Here is a 16,597-nt window from a genome sequence, read left to right on the forward strand (position 1 = left end):
GCGGGATTGGGATGGCCGTGGCCTGGGGCGGGCGTGTGTTAAGCCGCCAGCCCTTGCTTCAATGGTGGGTGCTGGCGGTGGCCGCCGGGCCGTTGTTGAAGTAGTGACGCAGGTATTGCTCCATGGCGAGGGCATCCAGCGGGCGTGAATAGTAATAGCCCTGGAAGGTGTCGCAACCGTTTTCACGTAGAAATTCCACCTGGGTGATTTCCTCCACTCCTTCGGCGGTAATCCCCAGCATCAGGCTTTTGGCCAGCATGATGATGGCCTTGCACACGGCAGCGTCCTGGCTTTGTGCTGGTGTGTTGCAGATAAAGGAGCGGTCTATTTTCAGCCGGTCCACCGCCAGATCCTTCAGCACGGCCATGGATGAATAGCCGGTGCCAAAGTCATCAATGGCGACCGATACGCCGATCTGTTTGAGGTCTTTCAGGATGCGTTTGCTGTTTTCCAGCGATTGCAGCACGCTTTCGGTGATTTCCAGCTCCAGCAGATGCGGGGCCAGACCGCTGTCGCTCAGCTCCCGAGCCACACGCTGGCGGAAATCCGGCTCGATAAACTGCATGACCGACACATTGACCGCCACCTTGAGTGGGTAGTGGTAATCAGCATTCCAGCGTTTGGCCTCGATACAGGCCTGCTGCAATACCCAGCTGCCCAGCTCCTGAATCAATCCGCACTCTTCGACCACCGGGATGAACACGTCCGGCGGGATGTTCACCCCCTCGTCCTGCCAGCGTAGCAGGGCTTCAAAGCCAATCAGCACGTTGTCCTCCACCCGGATCAGCGGCTGGTAGTGCAGGGTAAAGCTGCGGGTTTTCACTGCATGGCGCAGCCTTTGCTCCAGCCGCAGCCGCTCGTGCACTTTTTCAGCCATCGATTCGTTGAAGGTGCAATAGCGGCGTTTGCCAGCCTGCTTGGCCTGGTACATGGCGCTGTCGGCAGCACTCAGCAGCTTTTCAGCGCTGGTGCCATGTTGCGGGTACAGGGCAATGCCGATGCTGCAGGTCACCACAATGCTTTCCGTGCCGGCCTGCATTGGCTGTTCCAGTTTTTCCAGCAGGCGGTCGGCCATGGTGGTGCAGTCCTGCTCGTTACTGTGCGGGCAGATGATGAAAAATTCGTCACCGCCAAAGCGCACTGGAATATCGGCGCGGCGGATGGTTTCGCGGATGCGCTGTGCCACCACCTTCAGAAACTGGTCGCCCATGGCATGGCCCATGCCGTCGTTGATCAGTTTGAATCCGTCCAGATCAATGAATACCAGCCCCATCTGCCCGCCGCTGGTTTCGGCGCGCTCTAGTTCGATGGCCAGCTGCTCGTTTAGCAGGTAGCGGTTGCCCAGGTCGGTGAGGGCGTCATGAAAGGCCATGCGGTTGAGTTCGATTTCGGCTTTCTTGATGGAGCTGACATCCGTGCAGCCGATGATGTAGTGCGCCGGCAGGTCCATGTCGTAGGACACCAGGCAGATGTGCTCCCAGGCGGGAAAGTGCTCGCCGTTCTTGCGCTGGCACATCAGTTCGCCATGCCAGCCCACATCGCCAAGCATGTTGAGCTGGCTGTAGAACTCTGGCGTGTGTTTTTTCACGTGCAGCAGATCGTCGATATCCTGCCCCAGAATTTCCATCAGCGCGTAGCCGGTCATGCGCAGGAAAGCCGGGTTGGCCGATTTCACCAGCCTATCGCTGTCTATCACCACAATGCCCTCGGCGGTGGACTGGAATACCGCGCCAGCCTGCTGCAGCAATTGTTCGGACTTGATGCGTTCGGTGATGTCACGCAATACGCCAATCTGCTTGGCGCTTTCCTGCCATTGCGGTTCGTATTCCTGTACCGACATTTCCACCCATACCGCGTCGCCATCGTCCGGGGTGATGGTGGTAATCATGTCCACCCGGCCACGGTCTTTCAGCAACTGGTTGAGCCGGCTCTGGTCGGCCAGTTCCAGCAGGCGCAGAAAGGGCGGAACCGTTTCCTGACGCGGGGCCATGTCCAGGCCGGTGATCTTGCCGAAATAGCCCTGGCCGGTAAATGTAGATTGCTGCTGGTCCCATTCCCAGATGCCCAGCTGGGCGGTTTCCACCGCCAGCATCAGCAGCTTTTGCTGTTTGTGGACTTCCAGCTCGGCAGTGCGGCAGGCTAGCGCCATGCGGATGGTGGCGTTCAGTTCGCGTAGTTCAAACGGTTTGAGCAGATAGCCGTAGGGTGCGCTTTTCTCGGCCTGTTGCAGGATGTTTTCTTCGGCAAAGGCCGTCAGGTACACCACCGGAATATCCAGTGTCTGGCGGATGATGAGTGCGGCTTCGGTGCCGGGCATGCCGCCTTCCAGGTGGATGTCCATCAGGATGAGATCTGGCCGTAAGCTGCCGGCAGCGGCAATGGCTTCCTCGCCGCTTGCGCAACTGGCCACCACGTCGAAACCCAGGCTTTGCAGCGCGATTTTCAGATCCAGTGCCACGATGCGCTCGTCTTCGACGATCTGGATGCGGTTGGCCATGCATCTACTCCCGGATAAGGTCTGGAATGGTCAGGGTGAAGCAGCAGCCCTGGCCCGGTGCCGTGTCCAGCGTCAGCGTCGCCCTGAGCTGTTCGGTCAGCATGGGCAGCAGTTGGAAGCCCAGCGTGGTCGTACTGCCCAGCTGCACGCCATCGGGGCAGCCCTTGCCGTTGTCGCGAATCTGCAGTTGAACCTGCTCGGTTGAATGCAGCAGGATTTCCACCTTGCCCGGCTGGCCTGGTGCAAACGCATGCTTGCAGGCATTGACCACGATTTCATTCAGGATCAGCCCGAAAGGAATGCTGTTGTGCAGCTCCAGAAAGGCTTCCGGCCCGTTGCGTTCAAACCCGAAGACAATGTGATTGCCATAACCGGTGCTGACATCGCGCAGCAGATGGGTCAGTCTTTCTATGTAAACCGACATCGGAATGCGCGAGAAATCATTGCGCTCGTACAACAGCTGGTGGATCAGCGCCATCGAGCGGACGTGGTTCTGGCTGTCCAGCAAGGCCTTATTCACTTCCGGCGTGGCGGTTCTGGCCTGCAGGTTCAGCAGGCTGGAAATCACCTGCAGATTGTTCTTCACCCGGTGGTGTACCTCACCCAGCAGCACGGTTTTTTCTTGCAGGGCCTTTTCCAGGTCCAGCTTGGCGTAATAGCGCTCGGATACATCGGAAATACAGGCCAGGGTAAGCAGCTCGCCACCGACATGCAGCGGGTTGAGGCCGATTTCGCAGGGAAACTGCGTGCCATTGCGGTGCTGGGCAAACAAGGGCTTGCGATTGGCCATGCCACGCGCTTCGGGCTGGCTGAAAAAGCCGCTGACATAGCTGCCATGCTGGCTGCGAAACCCTTCCGGCAGCAGATGATCCAGCTTTTCGCCCACCAGCTCGCGCCGACTGTAGCCAAACAGCTGCTCCATACGGGTGTTGATCAGGCGGATGACGCCATGCTGGTCCACCATCATCAGGCCGTCCGGGGTGGATTCCACCACTTCGCGGAAATAGGTTTCGCTAATCTGCAAGGCCAGTTCGTTTTGCTTGCGCGCGGTAATGTCGATGCCGGAGGCAATCAGGTTGCTGATGCGGCCATCTTCGTCCCTCAAGGGCCTGAGCATGAAGTCTATGGTCATGCGGCTGTCGTTCTTCATGCGTACCACCACGTCGTAGCGCACGGTCTGGCCGCTGGCTGCACTGGCGATGGCCTGTTGCAGCGCCTGCTGAATGGCGGGGTCGTGGTTCCACCAATAGCACTCCCAGAACAGCTTGCCCTGTACCTGGGGCAGTTCCAGCCCGGCCTGTTCCAGCGGGGCGCGGTTGGCTTCCAGCAAGGTGCCGTCGATACCCAGCACACCGACAAAGGTAAACAGGGCGTCCAGCACCTTGCGTATGCGTTCGCTGCTGGCGCGGATGGCTTGTTCGGCCTGCTTTTTCAGCGAGACATCCTCCACCATGGCGATGATTCCGCAGGACTGGCCCTGCTTGTCAATGCGCGGGTGGTAGCTGGCATTCCAGTAGGTGATGCAGCCAGACCCGGGTGGAATCTCGGCGCTGGCCTCGAAATTGCACTCGGCCACGCCACTGGCCATGACCTTGTGCATGATGGCTTCCAGTCCGGGGCCGACCTCTGGCAGCACGTCACGCGGTGTGCGGCCGATGTGCGCTTCAGGAGACAAACCGTTGGAGTTGGCCAACTGATGGTTGATGTGGACATAGCGCAGCTCGCTGTCCAGTACGGCAATGCCGATGGGAGAGGTTTGCAGCAGGTCCGCGAGCAGTTTTTCCATGCGCCTGTACCGTCTTGTGGTGAGGGGGCGATTGAATACCCATTATGGGTAATGAAAATGCGTATTGAAAGTATTGCTTGGCCTGTTTGCGCAATCTCACCGGGTGGACAAGATGCAAAGCCTGCCAACCAGCAACATCAGCTGACTATCGGTGCGGGTGGACGCCAGGATTGCGGGCAGTTGCAGCGGGCAGGGAAAGTATGGTTTACCAATTGCCAGTTGTGGTGCAGATATTGGAAAACAAAATAAAAGTAAAAGAATTGAGTATGGTGTTGCGTGAATTGTTTTTATGTTTTTGCGACTTTTTTTGAATGAAAATTGTTATTTAAGCAGGCATAAAATACCGGATCATTCGGTTTTTCGAATAATCAATATTGCGTGCGTTCGGGTTTCCGAATGCGTGGTTTTCCATTGTTTTCAATGACCTGCATTTCATTGCGTGCTTGCAGTGAAGTGGTTAGCATGGATGCGTAGTCAGATCAAAGATGATCAATGCCGGCCTTGGCAGAATATGAGCCAGTATTTGACTGTCGCTATAAACATGTGAAACCAACGGGAAATAAATCGTGTCAGAAAATCAAGGTGACAAAAAGCTGCAGCGCGGGCTTGAGGCACGACATATCGAGCTGATTGCCCTGGGTGGGACAATCGGTGTCGGTCTGTTCATGGGCTCGGCCAGCACGCTGAAATGGACGGGGCCTTCGGTATTGCTGGCGTATGCCATTGCCGGGGTCTTTATTTTCTTCATCATGCGCACCATGGGTGAAATGCTGCATACCGAACCGGTGGCAGGGTCTTTTGCCCATTATGCTTACAAATACCTCAGCCCTTACTGGGGTTACCTGACAGCCTGGGCTTACTGGCTGATGTGGATTGCCGTAGGTATTTCCGAAATTACTGCGGCCGGGGTGTATGTGCAGTACTGGTTTCCCACCATGCCGCAGTGGGTGCCTGCCATTGCCTTTGTCGCCATTCTGGCTGCCTCCAACCTGCTGGCGGTGCGCCTGTACGGCGAGTTCGAGTTCTGGTTTGGCCTGATCAAGATTTCCACCATCGTGGTGATGATTCTGGTTGGCCTCAAGCTCATCCTGATGGGCGGTGCCGATATGCCGGCCATCGGGTTTGCCAACCTTACCGCGCACAGCGGCTTCTTTGCCGGTGGCTGGCAGGGCTTCTTGTTTGCCCTGTGCCTGGTGGTGGCGGCCTATCAGGGTGTAGAGCTGGTGGGCATTACCGCCGGTGAAGCCAAGAACCCGCAGGTTACCCTCAAGCGTGCCATCAACAACATCATCTGGCGCATCCTGATTTTTTATGTTGGTGCCATCTTCGTCATCGTTGCCATTTACCCGTGGAACCAGATTGGCAGCAGCGGTAGCCCCTTTGTGCTGACCTTTGCCAAGGTGGGCATTGCCGCAGCGGCTGGCGTCATCAACTTTGTGGTACTGACTGCAGCGCTGTCCGGCTGCAATAGCGGCATCTACAGCTGCGGCCGCATGCTGTATACCCTGGCGCAGAACAAGCAACTGCCGTCCTTTCTGGCCAAGGTGTCCAAGGGTGGCGTGCCGGTCAATGCCATCTGGGTGACCATTGCCTGCATCGGCCTGGGTTCGGCACTCAACTACATCATTCCGAATCCGGAACGCGTGTTTGTGTATGTGTATAGCGCCAGTGTGCTGCCGGGCATGGTGCCCTGGTTTGTGGTGCTGGTGTGCCAGGCCCGTTTCCGTCTGGCGCATAGCGACAAGATGGCCACTCATCCTTTCAAGTCCATCCTGTTTCCCTTCACCAACTGGCTGACCATTGCCTTCCTGGTGTGCGTGCTGTTTGGCATGCTGGTAAACCCGGATACCCGCGTATCGCTGTTTGTCGGCAGTGGCCTGCTGCTTGCGGTGTCGCTGGTGTACAAGATGTTCAATCTGGGTCGCCACCACCAGCCTGCACTGGCTGCGGTAGAGCGTGACTAAGTGATTTTTCCGGGGTGCGCTTGCCCCCGGAATGCAAAAAGGGCGTGCCAGATGGCACGCCCTTTTCGTTTGCCTGACGGCTTAGGCGAACAGGGCCGTGCTGGGGAGGATCTGCGCACCCAGTTGGCGGATTTGCGCGACAAAGTCTGCAGCCTGTGCTTCAAACCCTGGCACCGGGCTGCTGCAGTCTTCCAGCAGCACCAGCTTGCGGGCAAAGTCGGCCCCCAGATGGCGCAGCAGGCTGCGTACCGAACTGGCCACGCAGTGTGACAGGGCTTCGCCCGCCACGATGACGCGCTGGGCCGCTACCAGCGCAGCCACCTGCGGCGGGTTAAAGCAGGTGGTCGGGTCATCCGCCAGCGGCAGGTCGGCCTCGAACGCGGAGAAATGTTCGGTCAGCGGGTTCAGGCCCTTGAACAGGTACTGCACCGGGCGCAGGCGCTGGCATTCCCATTGCTGTAGTGCCTGGTTGAGGCCGTCGTGAATATTGTGGCCCCAGCTGCCCACCAGGCAGTGCGGCGGCCAGACAAACAGCGCGCAGTGTTGCAGGTAATGACGCACCGCAGGCAACAGGGCCGGATCGGCTGGTAACCAGCGCCCGGCATCCACATCGGCCAGGGTGATGGGGCAGAGCAGCGGCTGTTCACCCGCCGGGCCGTACCAGAACGCCGGGTGGGCAATGTCATAGCGGTGGTGGCTGTCCAGGGTAACGGTGATGGCATCCAGGGCCGGGCCATGCTGTTCAATCAGCTTGGCCAGCCGCTCCATATCGCGGCAGGCACCGGTTACCGGCAGGGCGGCGGTGGGGTGGTCGCAAAAGTCGTTTTGCGGATCAATGATCAGCAGATGCTGGCTCATGGTGGTGGTTTCCAGATGACAGGCCGCCATTTTGCAAGCAGCGGGGTGATTTGGGTAGTCGGATCGGCATTTCGAGCCATGGTTTATCCTAAGCATTTTTATTGATAACAAGATCAGTTTTTCTTGCTTATGGATATAAAGCGGCTCTGCTAAGGTGCAGTCCATTGCCATGACGCACTGCGGAAACCCCCACCCATGACTGTTCTTGCCATTCTCGGCAGCCCCAGCAAAACCTCGCGCACTGCCCGCCTGATCGAGCGCAGCCGTGTTGCGCTGGCCGCACTGGATATCGAGCTGCACACCATCAGCATTCACGACTTTCCGGCCGATGCACTATTGCACGGCCAGTTTTCCCATCCGCAAATCCAGGACTTCCAGCAGCGGGTCAGCGCGGCCAGCGGCCTGATCATCGCCACGCCGGTGTACAAGGCGGCCTATGCCGGTGCGCTCAAGGTGCTGCTGGATCTGATTCCCGAAGGCGGCCTGGCGGGCAAGCCAGTGTTGCCGCTGGTCAGCGGCGGCAGCCCCGGCCATTTGCTGGCGGTGGATTACTCCATCAAGCCGGTGCTGGCGGCGCTCAAGGCCAGTGCCATCCACCAGGGCGTGTATGCGGTGGAGTCGCAAATCGGCGCCAATGCCAATGGCGAGGCCGAACTGGCCGAGGAACTGGAACAGCGCCTGCAAACCGCCGTGCATGAGTTTGCTGCCCTGCTGGGGGTGAATGCCCCAGCCCCGCATGCACCGCGTTATGCCAACGACTTTATCTCCCGGCTGATCAGCCTGTAATACCGGACACCATCATGACTGCATCCCTCCTGAAAAAAACACTGGGCCTTGCGGTGCTGGCTGGCTGGTCGTTGGCGGCCCAGGCGCTGGACCTGAACGTGGGCTATCAGAAAAGCGCCATCAATCTGGTTTCGCTCAAGGCGCAAGGCACGCTGGAAAAGCAGCTGGCCCCGCTGGGCGTGACGGTGAAATGGTATGAGTTCCAGGCTGGCCCGCCGATTCTGGAAGCCATGAATGCGGGCAGTGTCAGCATTGGCATGACCGGCGATTCGCCGCCGGTATTCGCCCAGGCTGCCGGGGCCAATATCGTCTACATCGGCCAGGAACCTTCCAAGCCGGAATCCTCCGCCATCCTGGTGCCAGCCGGTTCTGCCATCAAAAAGCTGGCCGACCTCAAGGGCAAGCGCGTGGCCTTTACCAAAGGCTCCAGCGCACACTATCTGACCGTGGCGGCGCTGAAGAAGGCCGGGCTGCAATACAGCGACATCACCCCGGTATACCTGACCCCGTCCGAAGCACGTGCCGCCTTTGAGCGTGGCAGCGTGGATGCCTGGAGCATCTGGGACCCGTACTACGCTGCGGCCAGTCGGGCCGGTGGCGTGCGGGTGCTGTCCAGCGGCAAGGGGCTGAGCGCCAACAACACCTTTTATCTGGCGGCACGCGATTTTGCCAAAGCCAATCCCAAGGTGATTGCCATCGTCTTCAAAGCCCTCACCGACAACAACAAGCAGCTGCGTGGTGATGTGCAGCACGTGGCCAAAACCCTGTCCGGCTACACCGGGCTGGAGGCGGACACCTATGCCGCCATGCTCAGCCGCCACCCGGACTACAGCGTCAGCTACGTCAACGCCAAAACCATTCAGCAGCAACAACAGGTGGCCGACACCTTCCACGCGCTGGGCCTGATTCCCAAGGCCATCAAGGTGCAGGACGCGGTGTGGAAGCCCTGAGCGCGACTCAAGAACAAATCAAGAACAAGACAAAATCAAGACAGGAATACAGACATGCAGATTTTCTGGTTTTTCCCCACTCATGGTGACGGACGTTATCTGGGCAGCCCGGAAGGGGCGCGCACGGTGGACCTGGACTACCTCACCCAGATTGCCCGCGCGGCAGACAGCCTGGGTTTTGACGGCGCGCTGATTCCCACCGGCCGTTCGTGCGAAGACCCGTGGGTGACTGCCGCCACGCTGATTCCGGCCACCAAAAAGCTGAAGTTCCTGGTGGCGGTACGTCCCGGCATCATGTCGCCCACGGTGGCGGCGCGCATGGCCTCCAGTTTCGACCGCCTGTCGCAAGGCCGCCTGCTGGTGAATGTGGTGGCCGGGGGCGACCCGGTGGAGCTGGCCGGTGATGGCAGCTGGCTGAGCCACGACGAACGCTACGAAGCTGCCAGTGAATTCCTGCATATCTGGAAGGGTGTGCTGGCCGGTGACAAGGTGAATCTGGATGGCAAGCACATCAAGGTAAGTGACGCCCAGTTGCTGTACCCGCCGGTGAGCAAGCCGTATCCGCCGCTGTATTTCGGCGGGTCATCGGACGCTGCGCATGATCTGGCCGCCGAGCATGTCGATGTCTACCTCAGCTGGGGCGAGCCGCCTGTCGAAGTGGCCAAAAAGATTGCCGATGTACGGGCGCGGGCAGCAAAACTGGGCCGTACGGTGCGTTTTGGCATCCGTCTGCACATCATCGTACGTGAAACCAATGCAGAAGCCTGGGCCGCAGCCGACCGGCTGATCAGCCGGCTGGACGACGCCACCATCGCCAATGCACAGAAAACCCTGGCACGGGCGGACTCGGAAGGCCAGCGCCGCATGGCTGCGCTGCATGGCGGCAGCCGTGACAAGCTGGAAATCTCGCCCAACCTGTGGGCGGGCATCGGTCTGGTGCGCGGCGGTGCAGGCACGGCGCTGGTGGGCGATGGCCCCACCGTGGCAGCGCGCATGCAGGAATACGCCGAGCTGGGCATCGAAACCTTCGTGTTCTCCGGTTACCCGCATCTGGACGAAGCCTACCGCGTGGCCGAGCTGCTGTTCCCGCATCTGCCGGATCGCCTCAAGGCCAGTCTTGGCCAGCAGCCTGCCGGTGAGGTGATGGCCAATCAGCTGTTGCCCAATGAAACCCGCCTGGCGGCGGCTTCCTGAGGAGCCTGACCATGTCACGTTCTATTGCATTGGCACAAGGCCTGTGGCAACGCCTGCTGCCCTGGCTGGTGCCCATCCTGTTGCTGCTGTGCTGGCAGCTGGCCTCGGTGGCTGGCTGGCTGAACCACCGGGTTCTGCCCGCACCCACCGAAGTGCTGGTGGCCTTCTGGCAATTGCTCAGCAGTGGCGATCTGTTCCGTCATCTGGCGGTCAGTTTTGCCCGAGTGGCTGCGGGCTTTGTCATCGGAGCCGGCCTTGGCCTGCTGTTAGGCCTGTTGACTGGCGTGTCGCGGCTGGGCGAGACGCTGTTGGATACCACCTTGCAGATGCTGCGCAATATTCCGCCGCTGGCCATTCTGCCGCTGGTGATTTTGTGGTTTGGCATTGATGAATCGGCCAAGGTGTTTCTGGTGGCGTTTGCCGTGCTGTTTCCGGTGTATCTCAACACCTATCACGGCATCCGCTCGCTGGACCCGCAACTGCTGGAAATGGCGCGCAGCTATGGCCTCAGTGGCAAGGCCTTGTTCCGTCAGGTGGTGCTGCCGGGGGCGCTGCCGTCGATTCTGGTGGGCATCCGCTACGCACTGGGCATTGCCTGGATCATCCTGATCGTGGCGGAAACCCTGTCCGCCACCAGCGGCATCGGCTATCTGGCGGCCAATGCGCGGGAATTCCTGCAAACCGACATCGTGGTGCTGTCCATTCTGCTGTATGCCGCGCTGGGCAAGGCGGTGGACGTAGCCGCACGCGTACTGGAAAGGCGCTGGCTGCGCTGGCATCCCTCCTACTTCAAGGCCGCCTGAGGAGAGCATGATGAAACTGGATGATCTCAATACCGTCAGCCCCATCCATCTGCAAGGCCTGAGCCGGCGCTTTGGCGAGCGCCTGGTGCTGGATCAGCTGGACCTGATCATTCCGCAGGGTCAGTTTCTGGCCATTGTCGGCCGCTCCGGTTGCGGTAAAAGCACCCTGCTGCGCCTGCTGGCCGGGCTGGATCAACCTGATGGCGGCCTGTTGCAACAACCTGCCGGGCAAAGCGTGCGGGTGATGTTTCAGGAAGCGCGCCTGCTGCCGTGGAAAAGCGTGCTGGACAATGTGGCGCTGGGCTTGCCCGCCAGTCGTCGTGGCGAAGCCGAACAGGCTTTGGCCGAAGTAGGGCTGGCCGAGCGTGCCGACGAATGGCCGGCGCGCTTGTCCGGCGGTCAGCGCCAGCGGGTGGCACTGGCGCGGGCGCTGGTGCATCAGCCCTCGCTGCTGTTGCTGGACGAACCCTTGGGTGCGCTGGATGCACTCACCCGGCTGGAAATGCAGGGTCTGATCGAACGCCTGTGGCAGCAGCATGGCTGCACCACGGTGCTGGTAACGCACGATGTCAGCGAGGCGGTAACGCTGGCCGACCGCGTAGTCCTGTTGGAAGAGGGCCGGGTAGCACTGGATTTGCCGGTTGAGCTGCCACGCAGCCGCAACCCGGCCGATAGCCGCTTTGTGACACTGGAGCAGCACATTCTGCAGCGGGTGCTGCAAGGGCCTTCTTTCAATGCGCCATTAATCAATGAAACACCGCTCGCGTCGCTGCACTTTTCGCAGTTGCACTGGGCCTTGTAACACCAACACACAGGAAACCGATCATGAGCATTCAATCCATTAATGTCCGCAACCAGTTCAAGGGCGTAATCAAGGAAATCATCGAAGGGCCGGTATTGTCCGAGGTGGACGTGGAAACCGCCTCTGGCATTGTCACCTCGGTGATCACCACCCGTTCGGTGCGTGAATTGCAGCTGAAGGTGGGCTCGCCGGTGGTGGCCTTCGTCAAATCCACTGAAGTGTCCATCGCCACCCTGGCCTGAGTGGGCTGTTGAGTCCCGTTGCAAGCCGGTAGTCCAGGTGCGTGGCGGGAGCCTGCTGCATGCAGTCTTCTGTATCCAATATTCTCCAAAACGATATACAACAAAATTTTTATTATTTTTGGTTTGCATAAACAGCCGCTAGACTTGCCACTCCTGACGGGTCACCCCCGTCCTTCACCCGCTTTCTGCCTGATCAGGGCAGGGGATAGAACGCAGACGGTATGATAGAAGTACGCAATCTCAGCAAACATTTCAGCCATGAAGGCCGCCGCATTGCCGCGCTGGACGATGTCAGCCTGCAAGTAGCCGCCGGCGAAATCTACGGCATCATCGGCCGCTCTGGCGCTGGCAAAAGCACCCTGATTCGTTGCCTCAACCTGTTGGAACGTCCGGATAGCGGCACCGTGACACTGGGCGAGCAGGAACTCACCGCCCTGCCGGAAGCCGCGTTGCAGCAACGCCGTCAGCGCATCGGCATGGTGTTCCAGCATTTCAATCTGCTGCGCTCACGCACCGTGGGCGGCAATGTGCGCTTTCCGTTGGAGCTGGCGGGTAGCCTGAGCCCGGCGCAAATGGACGCCCGCGTGGACGAGTTGCTGCAACTGGTGGGCCTGGCCGATCACAAGGACAAGCGCCCGTCGCAATTGTCCGGCGGACAAAAGCAGCGCGTCGGCATTGCCCGTGCGCTGGCCAATCACCCGGACCTGCTGCTGTGTGACGAAGCAACGTCCGCACTGGACCCGGAAACCACCGATTCCATTTTGGCCCTGCTGGCCGACATCAACCGCCAGCTCAATCTCACCATCGTGCTGATTACCCACGATATGCGGGTGATTCGCCAATTGTGCGACCACGTGTCGGTAATGGATCACGGCAAGGTGGTGGAAAAGGGCAGTGTGCTGGATGTGTTCCTGCAGCCGCAGCATGCGGTTACCCGTAGCCTGCTGGCGGAAACCGGCTTTGGTCAGGGTGAGCGTGTCGATGCCTGGCGTGCGCGCATTGGCGTGCCGCTGCTCAAGCTCACCTTTGTGGGTGAACCCACACTCAGCCCGGTGCTGGACAAGGTGGGCCGCGAAACCGGCCTGCGCGTCAACCTGCTCAGTGGCACTTTGAGCGAAATCCGTGACACACCCTGCGGCCAGCTGCTGGTGGGGGTGGTGGCGTCTGATGTGGAACTGCCGGCCTTGCCGGAGATTTTTGCCCGCGAGGGTGTACGTTGCGAGGTGCTGGCATGAGCGGATTCGACCCAAGCCTGTTGTTGACGGTGGATTGGCCGGAAATCGGCGGTGCCACCCTGGATACCCTGACCATGCTGGGCGTGTCCCTGCTGTTTACCATCGTGTTCGGCCTGCCGCTGGGCGTGCTGCTGTACATCAGCGCACCGGGCCAGCTGCGTGCCCGCCCGCGCCTGTACGCGGTGCTGTCTTTCCTGGTGAATGTGCTGCGCTCGCTGCCGTTTGTGATTTTGCTGATTGTGCTGATTCCGCTCACCCTGTTGCTGGTGGGCACCTCCATCGGCGTGGCCGGTGCCATTGTGCCGCTGGTGGTGGGGGCGATTCCCTTCTTTGGCCGTCTGGTGGAAAACGTGCTGCGCGAAATCGACCGTGGCGTGATTGAAGCCAGCCAGTCCATGGGGGCCAAGCTGCCGCAGATCGTGTTCAAGGTGCTGCTGCCCGAAGCCATGCCCGGTTTGATTGGCGCGGCTACCGTTACCGCCGTGGCGCTGGTGGGTTACACCGCCATGTCCGGGGTGATTGGTGGCGGCGGCCTGGGCGATCTGGCCATCCGCTACGGTTATCAGCGCTTCCAGACCGAGGTGATGATTGTCACCGTGGCCTTGCTGCTGGTGCTGGTGCAGGCGCTGCAATCCGCCGGTGATGCGCTGGTACGCCGCTGTCGCTTCGGCTGATTCAGCCCCGCGCCTGACTTAATTTCCCTGTTGTGAATCCCTGTCCAGCCGGTATGCACCGGCTGGTTGGACCCCCTTTGCCCATTGATCTGGAGATAAAAACGATGAAACGCGTTTCCAAGCTGTTTGCTGCCCTGAGCCTGAGCGTGGCCGCCCTGGCCGTACATGCTGAAAATGTAAAACTGACCGTGGCTGCCTCGCCGGTACCGCACGCTGAAATCCTGGAAGCCCTGAAGCCGACCCTGGCCAAGCAAGGCGTGGATCTGCAAATCAAGGTATTCAACGACTACGTGCTGCCCAATACCCAGGTAGAAGAAAAGCAGCTGGATGCCAACTTCTTCCAGCACATTCCGTATCTGGACAAGTTCAACAAGGACCGTGGCACCCATCTGGTGGTGGCGTCCAAGCCGGTACACATCGAGCCGTTTGCTGCCTACTCCAGCAAGTACAAGAAAGTGGCTGATCTGCCGCAGGGTGCTACCGTGGCTATTCCGAACGACCCGACCAATGCCGGTCGTGCGCTGCTGCTGCTGGATCAGGGTGGTGTGATCAAGCTGAAGGACCGCAAGAACATCTACCCCACCACCAAGGACATCGTGTCGAATCCGAAGAACATCAAGATCAAGGAACTGGAAGCCGCCACCCTGCCGCGCGTGCTGAACCAGGTGGATGTGGCGCTGATCAACGCCAACTATGCGCTGGAAGCCAAGCTGAACCCGAAGCGTGACGCGCTGTTTACCGAAACCACTTCGCCGTATGCCAACCTGCTGGTTGCCCGCCCGGACAACAAGAACAGCGTCGCCATCAAGAAGCTGGCTGCTGCGCTGAACAGCCCGGAAGCCAAGAAGTTCATCGAAACCAAGTACCAAGGTGCGGTGATTCCGGCTTTCTAAGCCTGATTTACCATATCTGATGGCACCAAACGGGATGGCTACGGCCATCCCGTTTTGCATTTTCCACCCCCTCCCGGCTATTTTCTGCTGTTCTGGTAAGCACTCTCAGGGCTGAAAACGACGATTCGTTTTGTTATGCCAGAAAATTCCATAAGAGCAGTGTTGTTATCAATTTTCTTCATAAAGACTGCAGTTTTCCTTGCTTAGTCGCCAGCTTGTCGCCGCGTATATTCATTGGCAACAGACACGGCAGCAGCCAAGGAGACCAGCATGAGCCAACTGCATTCCACCACCAGCACCACCCAGGCCGGCCCAAGCGGCCATCAACTTAGTGCCACCGATGCCGTAACGGCCAGTGCCGAATTGCTGGAGATTGCCCGCCTGCGGGCGGCGGACAGCGGCCTGGCATATACCGGGGCGCTTTACCCGCTGGAGGCCTGGTCGCTGGTGGAAGCTGGTGTCGCCACGCTGGTTGATGTGCGTACTGCCGAGGAGCGCAAATTTGTCGGCCAGGTGCCGGGCTCGCTGCATGTGGCCTGGCAGACTGGCACCGCGCTGATCAAGAATCCGCGCTTTCTGCGTGAGCTGGAAAGCAAGGCGGGTGGCAAGGACAGCGTGGTGGTGCTGCTGTGCCGCAGTGGCAAACGCTCCGCCGCCGCTGCCGAAGCGGCTGCCAAGGCTGGCTTCACCCAGGTGTACAACGTGCTGGAAGGTTTCGAAGGCGATCTGGACAGCCAGAACCAGCGTGGTGACGTAGGTGGCTGGCGTTACTGGAATCTACCCTGGCAGCAGGACTGACTGTTTCCTTCTCCGCGCACCATGCTATAGCGAGTACCGCCATGAATGATCTGGTCCGTCCCTTTAATCCCGCCCAGCCAGTGGTGCACGACTGGCATCTGGACAGCGTAGTCAGCGCCCTGCATGCGGCGCGTGCTGACTGGCGGCAAAGCCAGGGCCGACTGCGGGATTTCAGCACCCGCGAGTTTCCGTCCCGCACCGCCTTGCGTGACATTGTGGCTGCCTTGGCGGCTGCGCTGTTTCCCATGCGCCTGGGGCCACCGGGCCTGCGTGATAGCAGCGAGGACTTTTTCGTCGGTCACAGCCTGGCGGTGGCGCTGGATGCGCTGGTGGAACAAGTGCAGCTGGAATTGCGCTACGGTGCGCGGCTGCATGGCCTTGCACCACATGATGGAGAGGTGCAGGCGGTGACCATCGTCCAGCAGTTTGCTGCTGCCTTGCCTGACCAGCGCCGCCTGCTGGACGCAGACATCACCGCCGCCTGGCAAGGCGACCCGGCAGCGCGCAGTGTGGATGAAGTGCTGCTGTGCTATCCGGGTATCAACGCCATTTTGCATCACCGCCTGGCCCATCTGCTGTATCGCGCTGGCTTGCCCTTGATTGCCCGCATCATCGCCGAAATCGCCCATGGTGAAACCGGTATCGACATCCACCCCGGTGCGCAGATCGGTGCTGGTTTCTTCATCGATCACGGCACCGGCGTGGTGATTGGTGAAACCGCCGTTATCGGTGCAAACGTGCGGCTATATCAGGCCGTCACCCTGGGGGCCAAACGCTTCGAGCAGGGCGAGGATGGCAGCCTGCTCAAGGGCCAGCCGCGCCACCCCATTGTGGAGGACGATGTGGTGATTTATGCCGGGGCCACCGTGCTGGGGCGCATCACCATCGGGCGCGGTTCCAGCATTGGCGGCAATGTCTGGCTCACCCGCAGCGTGCCGCCGGGCAGTCAGATCACCCAGGCCAGCTTGCAAGCAGCCCCTCCCTAAAGAAACTAACAAATGAGCAGCTAACAAAACCCCTGCTGCTGCGTTGCGCCGCCTTGCCGTACTACTTGTACTGTCTGTGGCGGCCCGCCTTGCCCCAGGGACGCTACGCGATTTGTTAGCCGCTCTTAA

15 protein-coding genes and 1 pseudogene are annotated in these 16,597 nt (G+C 59.9%); 13 read left to right on the top strand and 3 right to left on the bottom strand.

The genetic code is table 11. The features are described from left to right. Positions 1–58: 58 nt before the first annotated feature. The gene (locus ACODR9_RS00295; protein WP_488807007.1) at positions 59–2,497 is read right to left on the bottom strand and encodes a two-component system response regulator; all 2,439 of its coding nucleotides are present in this window, start codon (positions 2,495–2,497) and stop codon (positions 59–61) included. A 4-nt stretch (positions 2,498–2,501) separates the two neighbouring features. Further along, positions 2,502–4,283 carry a PAS domain S-box protein gene (locus ACODR9_RS00300; protein WP_488807008.1) on the bottom strand — a complete coding sequence of 594 codons (1,782 nt, stop codon included), beginning with the start codon at positions 4,281–4,283 and terminating at the stop codon, positions 2,502–2,504. 566 nt (positions 4,284–4,849) lie between these two features. On the opposite strand from ACODR9_RS00300, the gene ACODR9_RS00305 reads away from it, so the two are divergent. After that, positions 4,850–6,247 carry an amino acid permease gene (locus ACODR9_RS00305; RefSeq protein WP_488807009.1) on the top strand — a complete coding sequence of 466 codons (1,398 nt, stop codon included), beginning with the start codon at positions 4,850–4,852 and terminating at the stop codon, positions 6,245–6,247. Between the two features lie 81 nt (positions 6,248–6,328). Here ACODR9_RS00305 and ACODR9_RS00310 read toward each other — a convergent pair whose 3' ends face one another. Next, positions 6,329–7,105, bottom strand: coding sequence for a cysteine hydrolase family protein (locus ACODR9_RS00310; RefSeq protein WP_488807010.1), 777 nt, complete (start codon positions 7,103–7,105; stop codon positions 6,329–6,331). Between the two features lie 195 nt (positions 7,106–7,300). On the opposite strand from ACODR9_RS00310, the gene ssuE reads away from it, so the two are divergent. From ssuE to epsC, 12 genes and pseudogenes are all read left to right on the top strand, one after another. Further along, on the top strand, positions 7,301–7,891 hold the full coding sequence (ssuE, locus tag ACODR9_RS00315) for an NADPH-dependent FMN reductase (RefSeq protein ID WP_488807011.1): 591 nt from the start codon (positions 7,301–7,303) through the stop codon (positions 7,889–7,891). Between the two features lie 14 nt (positions 7,892–7,905). Then, positions 7,906–8,841: a sulfonate ABC transporter substrate-binding protein gene (locus ACODR9_RS00320; RefSeq protein WP_488807012.1), complete on the top strand. Its 936-nt coding sequence runs from the start codon at positions 7,906–7,908 to the stop codon at positions 8,839–8,841. Positions 8,842–8,895: 54 nt separating this feature from the next. Continuing rightward, the gene (gene ssuD, locus ACODR9_RS00325; RefSeq protein WP_488807013.1) at positions 8,896–10,035 is read left to right on the top strand and encodes an FMNH2-dependent alkanesulfonate monooxygenase; all 1,140 of its coding nucleotides are present in this window, start codon (positions 8,896–8,898) and stop codon (positions 10,033–10,035) included. Between the two features lie 11 nt (positions 10,036–10,046). Next, the gene (gene ssuC / locus ACODR9_RS00330) at positions 10,047–10,838 is read left to right on the top strand and encodes an aliphatic sulfonate ABC transporter permease SsuC (protein ID WP_488807014.1); all 792 of its coding nucleotides are present in this window, start codon (positions 10,047–10,049) and stop codon (positions 10,836–10,838) included. Between the two features lie 10 nt (positions 10,839–10,848). After that, positions 10,849–11,640, top strand: coding sequence for an ATP-binding cassette domain-containing protein (locus tag ACODR9_RS00335; RefSeq protein WP_488807015.1), 792 nt, complete (start codon positions 10,849–10,851; stop codon positions 11,638–11,640). Between the two features lie 23 nt (positions 11,641–11,663). Next, entirely contained in the window at positions 11,664–11,882 is a 219-nt protein-coding gene (locus tag ACODR9_RS00340) for a TOBE domain-containing protein (RefSeq protein WP_045844948.1), read from the top strand. 221 nt (positions 11,883–12,103) lie between these two features. After that, positions 12,104–12,835 (top strand): annotated as a pseudogene (locus ACODR9_RS00345) (methionine ABC transporter ATP-binding protein); the annotation flags it as partial. A gap of 51 nt (positions 12,836–12,886) precedes the next feature. Then, on the top strand, positions 12,887–13,117 hold the full coding sequence (locus ACODR9_RS00350) for an NIL domain-containing protein (protein ID WP_374556928.1): 231 nt from the start codon (positions 12,887–12,889) through the stop codon (positions 13,115–13,117). Beyond that, a complete protein-coding gene (locus ACODR9_RS00355; protein WP_488807016.1) occupies positions 13,114–13,791 on the top strand; it encodes a methionine ABC transporter permease in 678 nt (225 codons plus the stop codon). The genes ACODR9_RS00350 and ACODR9_RS00355 overlap by 4 nt, the downstream gene beginning before the upstream one ends. Before the next feature lie 104 nt (positions 13,792–13,895). Then, complete coding sequence (locus ACODR9_RS00360; protein ID WP_488807017.1) at positions 13,896–14,684, top strand: MetQ/NlpA family ABC transporter substrate-binding protein; 789 nt, start codon at positions 13,896–13,898, stop codon at positions 14,682–14,684. A 270-nt stretch (positions 14,685–14,954) separates the two neighbouring features. Further along, positions 14,955–15,482 carry a rhodanese-like domain-containing protein gene (locus tag ACODR9_RS00365; protein WP_488807018.1) on the top strand — a complete coding sequence of 176 codons (528 nt, stop codon included), beginning with the start codon at positions 14,955–14,957 and terminating at the stop codon, positions 15,480–15,482. Between the two features lie 41 nt (positions 15,483–15,523). Then, entirely contained in the window at positions 15,524–16,468 is a 945-nt protein-coding gene (epsC, locus tag ACODR9_RS00370; protein ID WP_488807019.1) for a serine O-acetyltransferase EpsC, read from the top strand. Positions 16,469–16,597 lie beyond the last annotated feature (129 nt).

The organism is Aquitalea sp. FG25 (genome assembly GCF_057809375.1).

Coding starts and splice junctions, on each gene's coding strand:
- ACODR9_RS00295 (WP_488807007.1), bottom strand. CDS start 2,497: ATGGCCAACCGCATCCAGATCGTCGAAGACGAGCGCATCGTGGCACTG.
- ACODR9_RS00355 (WP_488807016.1), top strand. CDS start 13,114: ATGAGCGGATTCGACCCAAGCCTGTTGTTGACGGTGGATTGGCCGGAA.
- ACODR9_RS00300 (WP_488807008.1), bottom strand. CDS start 4,283: ATGGAAAAACTGCTCGCGGACCTGCTGCAAACCTCTCCCATCGGCATT.
- ACODR9_RS00310 (WP_488807010.1), bottom strand. CDS start 7,105: ATGAGCCAGCATCTGCTGATCATTGATCCGCAAAACGACTTTTGCGAC.
- epsC (WP_488807019.1), top strand. CDS start 15,524: ATGAATGATCTGGTCCGTCCCTTTAATCCCGCCCAGCCAGTGGTGCAC.
- ssuE (WP_488807011.1), top strand. CDS start 7,301: ATGACTGTTCTTGCCATTCTCGGCAGCCCCAGCAAAACCTCGCGCACT.
- ACODR9_RS00335 (WP_488807015.1), top strand. CDS start 10,849: ATGAAACTGGATGATCTCAATACCGTCAGCCCCATCCATCTGCAAGGC.
- ssuC (WP_488807014.1), top strand. CDS start 10,047: ATGTCACGTTCTATTGCATTGGCACAAGGCCTGTGGCAACGCCTGCTG.
- ACODR9_RS00360 (WP_488807017.1), top strand. CDS start 13,896: ATGAAACGCGTTTCCAAGCTGTTTGCTGCCCTGAGCCTGAGCGTGGCC.
- ACODR9_RS00340 (WP_045844948.1), top strand. CDS start 11,664: ATGAGCATTCAATCCATTAATGTCCGCAACCAGTTCAAGGGCGTAATC.
- ssuD (WP_488807013.1), top strand. CDS start 8,896: ATGCAGATTTTCTGGTTTTTCCCCACTCATGGTGACGGACGTTATCTG.
- ACODR9_RS00320 (WP_488807012.1), top strand. CDS start 7,906: ATGACTGCATCCCTCCTGAAAAAAACACTGGGCCTTGCGGTGCTGGCT.
- ACODR9_RS00365 (WP_488807018.1), top strand. CDS start 14,955: ATGAGCCAACTGCATTCCACCACCAGCACCACCCAGGCCGGCCCAAGC.